General features: G+C 35.1%; 15 protein-coding genes. All 15 read left to right on the forward strand.

Translation table 11 applies throughout. The features are described from left to right. Window positions 1-42: 42 nt before the first annotated feature. Window positions 43-1,134 (forward strand): 4-hydroxythreonine-4-phosphate dehydrogenase PdxA, encoded by a 1,092-nt coding sequence (gene pdxA, locus EL165_RS13725; RefSeq protein ID WP_002976254.1) that lies wholly within the window; start codon window positions 43-45, stop codon window positions 1,132-1,134. A gap of 84 nt (window positions 1,135-1,218) precedes the next feature. After that, complete coding sequence (locus EL165_RS13730; protein ID WP_002976252.1) at window positions 1,219-1,749, forward strand: YceD family protein; 531 nt, start codon at window positions 1,219-1,221, stop codon at window positions 1,747-1,749. Between the two features lie 67 nt (window positions 1,750-1,816). Beyond that, window positions 1,817-2,020: a 50S ribosomal protein L32 gene (gene rpmF / locus EL165_RS13735; protein ID WP_002976251.1), complete on the forward strand. Its 204-nt coding sequence runs from the start codon at window positions 1,817-1,819 to the stop codon at window positions 2,018-2,020. Window positions 2,021-2,147: 127 nt separating this feature from the next. Next, window positions 2,148-2,630: an acetyl-CoA carboxylase biotin carboxyl carrier protein gene (gene accB, locus EL165_RS13740; protein ID WP_002976249.1), complete on the forward strand. Its 483-nt coding sequence runs from the start codon at window positions 2,148-2,150 to the stop codon at window positions 2,628-2,630. Between the two features lie 82 nt (window positions 2,631-2,712). Then, window positions 2,713-4,068, forward strand: a complete 1,356-nt coding sequence (gene accC, locus EL165_RS13745) for an acetyl-CoA carboxylase biotin carboxylase subunit (protein ID WP_041461372.1) — start codon at window positions 2,713-2,715, stop codon at window positions 4,066-4,068. A 128-nt stretch (window positions 4,069-4,196) separates the two neighbouring features. Continuing rightward, entirely contained in the window at window positions 4,197-4,769 is a 573-nt protein-coding gene (locus tag EL165_RS13750) for a Crp/Fnr family transcriptional regulator (RefSeq protein WP_041461575.1), read from the forward strand. A 78-nt stretch (window positions 4,770-4,847) separates the two neighbouring features. Continuing rightward, window positions 4,848-5,981, forward strand: coding sequence for an FAD-dependent oxidoreductase (locus EL165_RS13755; protein WP_002976245.1), 1,134 nt, complete (start codon window positions 4,848-4,850; stop codon window positions 5,979-5,981). A gap of 285 nt (window positions 5,982-6,266) precedes the next feature. Further along, a complete protein-coding gene (gene rocD, locus EL165_RS13760) occupies window positions 6,267-7,514 on the forward strand; it encodes an ornithine--oxo-acid transaminase (protein ID WP_002976243.1) in 1,248 nt (415 codons plus the stop codon). A 2-nt stretch (window positions 7,515-7,516) separates the two neighbouring features. Further along, window positions 7,517-8,296 (forward strand): glycosyltransferase family 2 protein, encoded by a 780-nt coding sequence (locus EL165_RS13765; RefSeq protein WP_002976242.1) that lies wholly within the window; start codon window positions 7,517-7,519, stop codon window positions 8,294-8,296. 1 nt (window position 8,297) lies between these two features. Next, window positions 8,298-9,062 (forward strand): polysaccharide deacetylase family protein, encoded by a 765-nt coding sequence (locus EL165_RS13770; protein ID WP_002976241.1) that lies wholly within the window; start codon window positions 8,298-8,300, stop codon window positions 9,060-9,062. A 54-nt stretch (window positions 9,063-9,116) separates the two neighbouring features. After that, on the forward strand, window positions 9,117-9,863 hold the full coding sequence (locus EL165_RS13775) for a glycosyltransferase family 2 protein (RefSeq protein ID WP_041461573.1): 747 nt from the start codon (window positions 9,117-9,119) through the stop codon (window positions 9,861-9,863). A gap of 4 nt (window positions 9,864-9,867) precedes the next feature. After that, on the forward strand, window positions 9,868-10,845 hold the full coding sequence (locus EL165_RS13780) for a WaaS/CpsH family glycosyltransferase (protein ID WP_002976239.1): 978 nt from the start codon (window positions 9,868-9,870) through the stop codon (window positions 10,843-10,845). 22 nt (window positions 10,846-10,867) lie between these two features. Continuing rightward, on the forward strand, window positions 10,868-11,857 hold the full coding sequence (locus EL165_RS13785; protein WP_002976238.1) for a hypothetical protein: 990 nt from the start codon (window positions 10,868-10,870) through the stop codon (window positions 11,855-11,857). Beyond that, a complete protein-coding gene (locus EL165_RS13790; protein WP_002976237.1) occupies window positions 11,854-12,801 on the forward strand; it encodes a WaaS/CpsH family glycosyltransferase in 948 nt (315 codons plus the stop codon). The genes EL165_RS13785 and EL165_RS13790 overlap by 4 nt, the downstream gene beginning before the upstream one ends. A 5-nt stretch (window positions 12,802-12,806) precedes the next feature. Continuing rightward, complete coding sequence (locus tag EL165_RS13795) at window positions 12,807-14,018, forward strand: glycosyltransferase (RefSeq protein ID WP_002976236.1); 1,212 nt, start codon at window positions 12,807-12,809, stop codon at window positions 14,016-14,018. The last annotated feature ends 52 nt before the right edge of the window (window positions 14,019-14,070 follow it).

The raw sequence follows: 14,070 nt of genomic DNA on the forward strand, positions 1-14,070 counted from the left end.
TTTTGCTAAATTTGTAAATTATAATCTTCAAAGATAATCAAAATGAGCCCAAAAAACCATAAAGTACGAGTAGGAATTTCAATCGGTGATTTCAACGGCATCGGTCCGGAGATCATTATGAAGTCTCTGAAAGACAAAACCATTACAGATTTTTTCACTCCTGTAATTTTTGGTTCGGGGAAATTATTCACTTATCAGAAAAATATTTTTAAGCTGAATCTCAATTTCAACTACATCAATGAAGCTTCACAGGCCCAGGCAGGTAAGCTTAATATGGTGAATCTCACGAAAGAAAACGTGAATGTTGAATTGGGAGTTCCCACTGAAGAGTCTACCAAAATGGCGATTGATTCTCTGGAAGCAGCTACTGAAGCCTTGATAAGAGGTGATATTGATGTACTGGTAACCGCACCGATCAACAAGGATGAAATGGTAAAGATGGGCTTTAAACATGCAGGACATACAGGGTATTTTGAGGAAAAATTCAACAAAAAAGGACTCATGTTCCTCGTGACTGAAGATCTTAAAGTGGCTGTTTCTACGCATCATATTCCTATTGCACAGGTAGCTGAAAATATTTCCAAAGAAAAAATAAAGAAGCAGATCAAAGTATTGAACCAAACGCTTGTAGAAGATTTCTGCATTCAAAAACCTAAAATTGCTGTATTAGGGTTAAATCCACATGCTGGTGACGGAGGTGTTATCGGAAATGAAGAAATTGAAATCATCAGCCCGGCTATTAAAGAACTTTCTGACAATGGAATACTGGCATTCGGACCTTTTCCGGCAGACAGCTTTTTCCAGCCCAACAAATACAAAAATTTTGACGCAGTGCTCGCAATGTATCATGATCAGGGGCTGGCTCCGTTCAAAACATTAGCGTATGAAGAAGGGGTAAATTATACTGCAGGACTTCCTTTTATCAGAACATCTCCGGATCATGGAGTTGCGTATGATATTGCAGGAAAAAATATCGCTGATGAACAAAGTTTTACAGAAGCCATCTTCACTGCTATTAAGGTTTTCAAAAACAGAAGTGAATACAGTGAACTGATGAGCGACCGCCTGCAGCCTAGAAAAATGGCTGTAGACAACGGAATAGATGAAGATCTACCGGAGGAAACTGAAGCATAAATCTTTAAAACAAATTTTAAATTAATTTGTTTCAGATTTTATTTGTTATTATAAAAAAAATGCATATTTTTGCACACTCATTTTATGGACAAGTTAAGAAACTATGACGTAAGCTTTTCCGGACTTAAAAACGGAAGACACGAGTTCAAGTTTGAGATAGATAAAACGTTCTTTCAATTATTTGACACTGAGCAGGAATTTACAAATCCCAGAATAGAAGTGAATGTATCACTTGATAAACACACTACTTTCCTGGAGTTTGAGATTAAAATTAAAGGACTGGTTGAATTGGTTTGTGACATCACAAATGAAAATTTCGACTATCCTATAGAGAATGAGATCAAGATTCTGGTAAATTTCGGGGAAGAATATGATGACAGCAATGAAGATGTGATTACCATTCCTACCGGAGAGCACGCCTTCAACGTAGCGCATTTGATCTACGAAAATGTAATGCTTTCTATCCCGATGAAAAAGATTTCACCGAATGTAAGTGATGAAGATCTTAAAATTCTTGACCAGTTCAGTCCTAAAGATATTGAAGTAGCAGAAGAGGAAGAACATGAAAGCGATCCAAGATGGGATGCTTTAAAAAAATTAAGAGACAATAATTAAATAGAATAATTTAAATATGATGAGATGATGAATCTCATCGCTCATCAATTAAAAAAGTTATTAGAAAATGGCACATCCAAAGAGAAGACAGTCGTCTACAAGAAGAGATAAGAGAAGAACTCACTACAAAGCTGTAGTTCCTCAATTAGCTAAAGATGCAACAACAGGAGAGCTTCACCTATACCACAGAGCTCACTGGCATGAAGGAAAATTGTACTACAGAGGTAAAGTAGTATTGGAAAAAGAAGTAGCTGCTACTGAAGAAAACTAAGAGTCGCTTTTCGCTGAAAAAGCCTCATTTTAATACAAAAACCGCCCAATTTTGATAAAATTTGGCGGTTTTTTGTTGTTTTTTACGTTTTTTTGGTATCTTTGGCATCAAATCAAATATCAAATTTATGGACATTAAAGACATACAAAATCTTATCAAGTTTGTATCTAAGGCTGAAGTTTCAGAAGTGAAGTACAAAACTAAAGATTTCGAAATCACTATTAAAACTCCATTAGCTGGAAGCGATGCTGTTTATGCACAACCTGCAGTATATCACACTGCTCCTCAAGCAGTAGCTGCTCCGGCACCTGTTGCAACTCCGGCTGCTGCACCTGCTGAAAAGGCTGAAGTGGCATCTGATGACAGCAAATATGTAACGATCAAATCTCCAATGATCGGTACTTTCTATAGAAAACCATCTCCTGATAAAGATGTATTTGTAAATGTAGGTGATGAAGTTTCTGCTGGTAAAGTAGTTTGCGTTATTGAAGCAATGAAGTTATTCAATCAGATTGAATCTGAAATCAGCGGAAAAATTGTTAAAATTTTAGTTGACGATGCTACTCCGGTAGAATACGACCAACCATTATTCTTAGTAGATCCATCTTAATTAAATATTGATTAATGATGATTGATAATTGATGATAAGTCAATTTCAAATTTCAAATTTTCAAATTTCAAATCGTATTAAGATGTTCAAAAAAATATTAATAGCCAATCGTGGCGAAATTGCAATGCGTATTTTACGTACTTGTAAAGAAATGGGGATCAAAACCGTTGCGGTATACTCTACTGCTGATAAAGACAGTCTTCACGTAAGATTTGCTGATGAAGCGGTATGTATTGGTCCTGCAATGAGTAAAGACTCATATCTTAAAATCCCTAACATTATTGCTGCTGCGGAAATTACCAATGCTGACGCCATTCACCCAGGTTACGGATTCTTATCTGAAAATGCTAATTTCTCAAGAATCTGCCAGAAGAACGGCATCAAGTTCATTGGTGCTTCCCCTGAACAGATTGAAAAAATGGGAGATAAAGCAAACGCTAAGGCTACTATGAAAGCAGCAGGTGTACCTTGTGTACCAGGTTCTGATGGATTAATTGAATCTTATGAACACGCTGTAAAGATTGCTGAAGAAACAGGATATCCTGTAATGATTAAAGCAACTGCCGGTGGTGGTGGTAAAGGGATGAGAGCTGTTTGGAAAGCTGAAGACCTTAAAGATCACTGGGAATCTGCTATTCAGGAAGCTGTAGCTGCCTTTGGAAACGGAGGTATGTATATGGAAAAACTGATTGAAGAGCCTAGGCACATCGAAATTCAGGTTGCCGGTGACCAATTCGGTAAAGCTTGCCACCTTTCCGAAAGAGACTGTTCCGTACAGAGAAGAAATCAGAAATTAACTGAAGAAACTCCTTCTCCTTTCATGACGGATGAACTTCGTGAAAAAATGGGTGCTGCTGCTGTGAAAGCTGCTGAATTCATTGGATACGAAGGGGTAGGAACTATTGAATTCCTTGTAGACAAGCACAGAAATTTCTATTTCATGGAAATGAACACAAGAATTCAGGTAGAGCATCCTATTACTGAACAGGTAATTGATTATGACCTGATCAGAGAACAAATTCTTCTTGCTGCAGGAACTCCTATTTCAGGAATCAACTATTATCCTAAATTACATTCAATCGAATGTAGAATTAACGCAGAAGATCCTTACGCAGACTTCAGACCGTCTCCGGGAAAAATAACAGGATTAAACATCCCTGGCGGACACGGAATCAGAGTAGATACTCACGTGTATTCCGGATATACAATTCCTTCCAACTATGACTCAATGATTGCTAAACTTATCACTACGGCTCAGACCCGTGAAGAAGCTATTGCAAAAATGAGACGTGCTCTTGAAGAATTCTATATTGAAGGAGTAAAAACCACTATTCCTTTCCACAGACAGCTGATGGATAATGAAGATTATCTTTCAGGAAACTATACTACAAAATTCATGGAAGATTTTGTAATGGATAAAAAATACGATAATCACTAAAAAGAATTATCATTGATATAAAAAGAAGGCGTCCGAAAAGGCGCCTTCTTTAGTCGTATACTCTATTTCGTTGTAATAAAGCGGGAAAAGTTATTTTTGCAGTATCAATTAAAACCGACATGGGAGTGATGACATCAGCAATACAGGAGAAATTAGCAGAGACACTTCAGATTTCTATGGAGCGTGCGAAGGAATTTTTGGATATTTGCTATATCATAACTTATGATAAAAACAAAATGATAGAACCTAAAAATGGAGTATTCGATCGTTTAGGACTCATTTTGAATGGCGCCGTCCGGATTTATTACATCAACGAGAAAGGCGAAGATATCAGCTATCTTTTACAGGTGAATAATGACGTAATTGGTGATTACGCAAGCTATATTACCGGAAAAAAATCAATGGCTGTTATACAGGCTCTTCTAAAAACTGAAGTTTTATATTTTAATAAAAAAGATGTTGAGATTTTAATTCAGAAAGATATTTTCTGGCTTGGGCTGGCAAAACGCATATCCGATTTAGCTTTTCTGGATGCAAAACAAAGGCTGGACGAGCTGTTTTTTTATACACCGGAAGAACGTTATCTCAATCTCCTGAAAAAGTCACCCGAAATTCTGAACAAAATTCCACAGAAATATATTTCGTCCTATTTAGGAATTACACCACAATCGCTAAGCAGAATCCGGAAAAGAATTTACTAATTTCTGAAAATTAACTTAAGTGAACGTTTTTGGTTTTTCCAACCTGTAATTTTGCCTCATAATATAAATGCAATCACAATGAAAATAGCAATTATCGGTGGCGGAATTGGTGGTTTGACAACCGCTTTAGCCTTACAAAAAAATAATCTGGACGTTACCGTTTATGAAAGTGCACCCGAAATAAAACCTGTGGGCGCCGGAATCATTATGGCTAATAATGCCATGCAGATTTTTGACAAACTTGCCATTCGCCACAAAATCGAAAAAGCAGGTCATAAAATTTCAACTATTAACATTACTGATCCACAACTCAAAACCTTATCGGACGTACAACTGAATACATTCGAAAGTAAATATGGAGTAAGCAATATTGCCATTCATCGTGCCGATTTGCAAATGATTCTGGCTGAAGAAATTGGTTTTGAAAACATTAAACTTTCTAAACGTTTATCCAAAATCGAACAGGAAAACGGTTATCAACTCACTTTTGAAGACGGAACTATCGCTAGTGCAGATGCTGTTATTGGAGCAGATGGCATTAAATCAGTAGTACGTCATCAAATTTTAAATATTGGAAAACTCAGATCTTCCAAGCAAAAATGCTGGCGTGCTGTCATCGAATCTGATTGGACAGAAAAATATAATCACCATGCTTATGAAGCCTGGGGAAAAGGTAGACGCTTCGGCTTCGTGAAAATTAGCGATCACAAAGTTTACTGGTATGCTGTGGTTAACGAGCACCTGGTTAAAAATCCCAATAATCTTGCTGAGCTTTTTGCTGAATTTAATCCCGAAATTCCAAGAATGATTTCCGTAACACCGAAAGAAAAAATATTTGTCAGCGACATTATCGATTTGGAACCGATTTATCAATGGCAAAAAGACCGCGTTTGCCTGATTGGAGATGCAGTCCATGCAACAACTCCTAATATGGGACAAGGTGCCTGCCAGGCCATTGAAGATGCATATGTCCTCGGAAAACTTTTTGGTGAAGGGAAAAACGTAGAGGAAGTTTTCACTCAATACGAAAAACTGCGTATGAAAAAAGCACATTACATCGTCAATACAAGCTCAGCCATCGGTAAAATATCCCATTATGAAAACAGTCTGGCAGTTTGGCTCCGCAATACTTTATTAAAGGCAACACCTGGCTCTGTTAACGAAAAACAAATGGAAAAAGTTTTTGATATTTCGTACCAGAACAATTTATAAGACAACCCCCAATCAAAAGCTAATTAGGGGAAAGTATTTAAAAATTATAGTCCTGATGGAACAGCAAATCAATATTGGAATCACTAAAATGTAGAATTATCTTCTCAGTATAAATTTCTTATTCTTAAAGATAGAATACCTGCAACTGTTATCCGTTAAGAAAATATTTTCCATTCAAGGATTCATTTTCCCTCAAAATATACTCTAATCAAAGCCTTATACTCTACTCTATTTTTGTTTATGGGTATCATTAATATTGTGTAAATTTGTTGAAAACCAAAATTTATGTCAACAGCAGAACAAACAAAAAACTCACAGTATTTTATTGACCTTGAAGACAAACATGGAGCGCACAACTATCACCCACTTCCAGTAGTTCTGGACCGCGGAGAAGGTGTTTTCGTTTGGGATGTGGAGGGGAAAAGGTACTATGATTTTCTTTCAGCATATTCTGCTGTGAACCAGGGACATTCTCATCCTAAAATTGTAGGAGCCCTGGTAGAGCAGGCACAAAAGCTGGCTTTAACTTCAAGAGCGTTCTACAACTCCAAGTTAGGAGAATACGAACAAAAAATTACTAGTCTTTTTGGATTTGATAAAGTTTTACCTATGAACTCCGGGGCTGAAGCTGTGGAAACAGCTGTAAAATTAGCCAGAAAATGGAGCTATGAGGTGAAAGGAATTGCAGAAAACGCTGCAAAAATTATCGTTTGCGAAAACAATTTCCACGGAAGAACAACCACTATTGTTTCTTTCTCCAATGATCCGGATGCCAACCAGAACTACGGACCTTTTACCCCAGGATTTATTAAAATTCCTTACAATGATATTGCTGCTTTGGAGGAAGTCCTAAACAGAGAGGCCGCAAATATTGCGGCATTCCTTGTAGAGCCTATTCAGGGGGAAGCCGGAGTATATGTTCCGGATGAAAATTTTCTAAAAAATGCTTCTGAGCTGTGTAAAAAGCACAATGTTCTTTTTATTGCTGACGAAGTTCAGACCGGTATTGCAAGAACAGGAAAACTTATTGCATGCCACCATGAAGATGTGCAGCCGGATATCTTGATCTTGGGGAAAGCTCTTTCCGGAGGAATGTATCCTGTGTCAGCTGTTTTAGCGAATGACAACATTATGAATGTAATTAAGCCCGGACAACACGGTTCTACATTCGGAGGAAATCCTATTGCCTGCGCTGTAGCCGTTGCTGCACTGGATGTAGTAGCTGAAGAAAATCTATCTGAAAGAGCTGAAGAATTAGGGAAACTTTTCAGAGCTGAAATAGAGAAACTGATCGAAAAGACAGATCTTATCACCAAAGTAAGAGGAAAAGGCCTTTTAAATGCTATCCTTATCAATGATACTCCCGAAAGTTCCACTGCCTGGAATCTTTGTCTACAACTGAAAGAAAACGGATTGCTGGCAAAACCTACCCACGGCAATATCATAAGACTGGCACCACCATTGGTAATTACCGAAGAACAATTACTGGATTGTGTGAAGATTATTGAAAAGACTATTCTAGAGTTTAAATAGAAATGGCTCTTTCCCTTGCAATCATTACTTATAATGAAGAAGAGAACATCGTAAGACTTTTAGATTCATTAACAGACATCGTTGATGAAATCATCATTGTCGACAGCTTTTCAACAGATAAGACAAAAGAGATTTGCACTCAAAAATATCCTCAGGTAAAATTCTTTGAGAAAACATTTAACGGGTATGGTGAACAAAAAAACCATGCCCTTGATTTATGTTCCCACGAATGGGTTCTGTTTCTGGATGCAGATGAAGTTCCTGATGCAGTGCTGAAAAAATCCATACAAAAGATTGTTTCTTCTGAAAGCAAAGCGTGCAATGTGTATAAAGCGAAATTCAATAATCATCTGGGAATTCATCTGATCAGATTCGGAGGATGGGGAAATGTATACCGTGAAAGGCTGTTCAGAAAAAAATATGCAAGGTATTCTGATGATAAAGTTCATGAGTTTCTGATTACTGACCAGAAAGCCTGTATGATGGAGGGAAGGCTGAATCATTATACCTACAAAAGCATCCATCATCATGTCTCAAAAATCAATAAATATTCTGATATGATGGCTGAGAAAATGTTTGAAAGAGGAATGAAAGTCAAAAGATTTAAGATCATTGTAAGCCCGGTATTCGAGTTTATCAAGGTCTTTATTTTCAGACTTGGGTTTCTGGATGGATTTCCTGGCTTTTATATTGCTAAAACAATGTCTTACTATACCTTTTTAAAATATATTAAGCTTCGTGAAAAAATAAGATTGTCGGAATTGAAAAAACACAGTAGATAGTATGGTTCTTTACCTGATTCCTGTTGTGTTGGCGATATTTATCGTCGTGTATTTCCGTCTGTATCTTTTTGCACTTCCTTATAACAGACTGGTTATCCTCATGTATCACCAGATTGAAAAAGAAAGCCATGAAGACCTTACAGTCACCTTAAAAAATCTTGAGCAGCAGTTTTCTTATCTGAGCCGTAAAAAATATACACCGCATTTTTTTTCAGAGCTTACTCTTTCATCAAAAAAGAATATTATAATCACCTTCGATGACGGATACAAAAATAACCTTGAATACCTGCCGTCCTTGCTAGAAAAATATAATCTGAAAGCAACTATTTTCATCCCAACCGGATTTATTGAAAATGGATATAAAAATTATCCGATGATGACCTTTGATGAAATCAGAAGTCTCGATAAAAAATACTTTGAGATTGCACTCCACAGCCATGCCCATGTAAATCTGAAAGATGCTTCTGTTGATTTTATAGAAAAAGATCTAAAAAAGAATATGCAGGTGCTGGATGCCCAAAACATCAGCTATTCCAAGGTTTTGGCATATCCTTATGGTAAATATCCTCAAAAAAAAGAGGATAAATCCGCTTTTTTTTCAATTTTAAAAAAATTAGGAATTGATTTTGCAGTAAGAATAGGAAATAAAGTGAATTATTATCCTACCCGGCATCCTTACGAGCTGTGTAGAATTGATATAAAAGGCAAAGATTCGATCATAAAATTCAAATTAAAACTTATCTTTGGCAGATTAAAACTATTTTAAAAAACAATATTAAGGGAAGTATTTATGTACTTCTCTATCAAACAAAGCGTTGTGATGAATATAAGTGGTTTAATCATAACATATAATGAAGAAAAAAATATACAGGCTGTCCTTGAGTCCTTTGATTTTTGTGATGAAATAATAGTCGTTGACTCTTTTAGTACGGATAAAACTGTAGAAATTGCAAAGAAATTCCCGCATGTAAAAGTAATTCAGAATAAATTTGAAGACTTTACAAAGCAAAGAAATCTAGCTCTGGATGCTGCAACCAACGACTGGGTTTTATTTTTGGACGGTGATGAAAGAATTACGCCGGCCCTGAAGCAGGAAATCATTGATGAGCTGAAAAAAACCGGGCAAAAGGATGCCTACTATTTTTACAGGAAATTCTTTTTTGCCCAGAAACCTATACATTTTTCAGGAACTCAGTCTGATAAAAACTTCAGACTGTTCAGAAAATCGAAGGCCAGATATATGGCAGGTAAAAAGGTACACGAAACTCTGGAGGTGAAGGGGACCATCGGAGTTTTAAAAAATAAATTACTCCACTACTCCGTTTCAGATTATGAATCCTACAAAGAAAAAATGATTCATTACGGAGTTTTAAAGGGGAAAGAACTGGCTGCAAAAGGAAAAAAGTACAATGTTTTAGTTCAATATCTTAAAACAGCTTTTAAATTCTTTAAAGCCTATATAATGAGACTTGGAATTTTAGACGGAAAAGAAGGGTATCAGCTATCATACCTGCAATCTTTAAGTGTTTATGAAACCTATGAATCATTAAAAAAAGAGCAAAATTAGTTGAATGAAGATTTGTATCATTAGTTATGATTTTTGGGATTATGATAAGTATATTGTTGAAACATTATGCAAACGAGGTATTGATGCTCATCATATAAAGATCAGTACTGTTACTCATTCCAACTTTAATGAAAGGGCTGTAAATGCTCTCAGCAAAACTTTTTTAAATAAAAATCTCAAGACCGAAAAAAGACAGAAATACGTTCTGGACTCGCTTGAAAAATTAGGACATCAGGACCAGATACTGGTGATGAATCCTGATACGTTTGATCTTTCTACGCTTAAAAAAATCCGTAAATATACAGACCGCCTGGTTACCTACCTTTATGATAATCTTGAAAGAGTTCCTGTAGAAGATAAACTGTATCTTTTTGACAAAGTATTTTCCTTCGATCATATTGATGTTAAAAAACACGGATTCGAAAAATTAACGAATTATATTTACCTTCCGCACTGCTCAGAAGAAAGCCAACAACCCGAAATGGACCTTTTCTACATTACTTCTTATGATAACAGAAGGGTCTCACTCATCAAATTACTGGCTAAAAAACTGATTGAACTGGGACTTAAGTTTCAGATCATGATTATCGGAAAGAAATCATGGAAGCATCAGCTGACCAATATTTTCATGACGGTACCGAAAAATCTTTTCTTGATTTTCAGTATCAAAAAAATTCCGCATAATGATCTTCCCAAGTATTATAAAAACTCTAAAGTGTTACTGGACCTTATGCGTGAAGGGCAATACGGACTCAGCTTCAGAGTTTTTGAAGCCATGGCCCTTGATAAGAAAATCATTACTGATAACGAAGCCATTAAAACCTATGACTTTTACAATCCCAATAATATTTTGATTTTAAACAAAAATATTAGTAATCTTGACAAATCTTTCTTTGAAAAGCCTTACGAGAAAATTCCGGAAGAAATCTACTACAGATATACTTTGGATAGTTGGGTGGAGAGAGTTTTTCAATTATCTTAAATATATTTGAAGTAACAAAATCATGTTAACGTATACAGATCAATCCGAAATCATCATATTTTGTCCTCCCAACAGTGTTACCGGCGGGCCGGAAGCATTGCACCAACTTGCTGATAAGTTGTATAATTTGAGGATTAAAAATGTTTTTATGCATTATATCCCCCAAAGAAAAAATGCAAAGCCTATTAATTACAATGTTTATACTACTAAAGAAATTGAAATTGTAGAAGATAAGCCCCAAAACATTCTGATCATCCCGGAATCTATGACTTTCCTTGTAAAAAAATATCCTGAAAGTCAAAAAGTAATCTGGTGGCTAAGCGTTGATTTTTATAAAATTCTGATGGATCACAGAATACGGAGACAAAGTTTCTTTACAAAATTATTTTATAAACAAAATGATAAAGAATATCATTTTGAACATTTACCCAACGTATATCAATGGGCACAGTCTTACAGATCTTCCATTTATTTAAAAGACCATGGAATTCCTGCCAGCCAGATAGATTTTGTATGTGACTATATCAATCCAAGCTTTTTGAAAAATACGGATCGAATAGAGAAAGATCTTTCTAACAAAACTATTTTATACAACCCCAGAAAAGGAAAAAAAGAGATTTCTGAACTCATTAAGAATTCGCCGGATCTACAGTGGGTTCCTGTACAAAATATGAATGCAGATCAAATTAAGGATTTGATGGCAAAATCATTATTGTATGTGGATTTTGGTGAAAATCCGGGGAGAGACAAAATGCTGAGGGAATCTGTATCTCAGGATTGTTGCATTATTTCCGGAAAAAACGGTTCTTCTGCTTTTTATGAAGATTTAATGATTCCTGATCAATACAAATTCAATTTTAATGAAAAAATAATTCCTGAAATTATTGCAAAAATAAAAGAGGTTTTGGACAACTATCCTGATCATATTTCACAATTTAGCAGCTATAAAAATATGGTTTTGAATGAAGAAATTGCATTTGAAAACAAGTTGAAAGAAATATTTAAGAAATGACGCCTAAGAAAATTACTTTAATTTACCCTTTTGCGTACGGTTATCTTGATTTTGTTGTTCAGGAGCTGAGTTTTCATCATAATATTGTGGTCACTGATATTAAAACAGATACTATAAAATATAAGTATCCCAATATTTTTGTAAAAGTCTGGAATGGCATTACCAAATTATTTGGAAGTAATATTAAAAAAAAATATTTCAATCAGCAGATTTTAAACCGGATAAAAGAGAAGCAGGATATTATTTTTGTGATCAGACCGGATATGCTGGATGATTCTTTATTAAAACAATTAAAGAATAATACAGAGACATTTACAGCGTATTTATATGACAGCTGTAAAAAATTTCCCAGACAGCTTGAAATTGCCCATTTTTTTGACGAAATTTACTCATATGAACAAGAGGATATTAAAAAATACAACTTTATTGAAACGTCTAATTTCATTTATGATGAGACTTTAGAACATGAAGAAATAAAGTATGACATTTTCAATGTTTCATCTTACGATTCCAGAATTGATGAAATCAATGCAGTTTCAGCAGCTTTGGCTGAAGGTGGATTAAATATTTATTTTGTATTATTTTGGTATCAAAAATTAGAATATCCTCATTTAATTTCAACCACAAGATATCTTTCACTTGATGAAACCAAGAAATTGATTGCTCAGTCTAAAGCAATGATTGACATTCAGAGAAAAGATCAGAAAGGATTATCTTTCAGAACGTTTGAAAGTTTAGGATACAGAAAAAAACTCATTACAACCAACACAGCAGTACAAGAATACGAATTTTATCACCCCAATAATATTTTGATTATAGACAGCAGCAGATTAAATACAGATGAAATTAAAAATTTTCTGGAGCTGGAGTATAAACCAATTTCTCAAGATATTATTGATAAATATAGTGTCAGAAACTTTACAAAGAAAATATTCAAATTATAAAGATTATGGGTATCAAAAGAAAAATTAAAAATTATGTATATTTAAAAAGGCATTATCCTTTATCTGTAAAGGACATTACTCCTGATCCTAATAAAAAGAATGTTCTCATTGTAGACAGCCAGATTCCTACCTTTGATAAAGATTCAGCATCAAATAGAATTACCGAAATTGCAAAATTTCTGGCAAAACATTATAATGTGTATCTGATGGACTGGCGAAAAGCTATTCCTAAGCTTGAATCAAAAAAATATATACAAAACCTTAATGACCATAATGTAATTGTTTACACCCCTTTCATAGGGAAATATGGCATTATGAAAGGCAAAAAACATTTTATTAATAAGCTGCTGCCAAAGCTGGATTTTGTGTGGTGTCACAGACCCGAGCTTTTTGAACATTATTTAGATTTTTTCAGAAAAAAAGCTCCGCAAGCCAAGATTGTTTATGATATGGTAGACATCCATTATCTTAGAATGGAAAGAGGTCTTGAAATAAAATATGATAAGAACAGAGCCAAAGAGCTGGTATATTACAAGCACATAGAAACTGAACTTTGCAAGCAGGCTGATAAAATAGCGGTAATAAGTGATAAAGAAAAAGAGTTTATGACCTCTTTTGTGGATCCTTCCAAACTTTTTACAGTAAGTAATGTTCATAACTTAAAAGTGAAACCGGAAGATATGCCGCCATTTGAAAAACGTGAAGGTATTTTCTTTATCGGAACTTTTTTGCATGATCCTAATGTGGATGCGGTAGAAATTCTTTATCATCAGATCATGCCTTTGGTGTGGAAAATTTTACCAGATCTCAAAATCACCATTATCGGTTCAGAAGCTCCTGAATCTATTGAGAAAATGAATTCTGACAGGTTTGAAATTGCCGGCTTTGTAGAAGATGTTATTCCTTATTACAAAAAATGTTTTGCTTCGGTTTCACCACTAAGGTTTGGAGCCGGCGTGAAAGGTAAAATCGGTCAGGCTTTGGAATATACTCTTCCTGTATTAACGACAGAGATTGGTGCTGAAGGTATGTTTTTGGAAAACGGGGTGACAGCCTTAATTTCAGGAAACGAAGATTATCAAAAATTCGCAGATAACATTATTGAAATCTGCACTAATGAAGCTACCTGGAATACTCTGCATAATAACTCTGAGAAAGCCATCTATCCATTTTCTATTGAAGCTCAGAGAGAAGAAATTTTTGAACTGCTTAAATAAATCAAAAAAATGTTTCCCATGCTGCGGAAACATTTTTTTATTATTCTTACAT

It is taken from the genome of Chryseobacterium gleum (assembly GCF_900636535.1).
Classification (GTDB): Bacteria; Bacteroidota; Bacteroidia; order Flavobacteriales; family Weeksellaceae; genus Chryseobacterium; species Chryseobacterium gleum.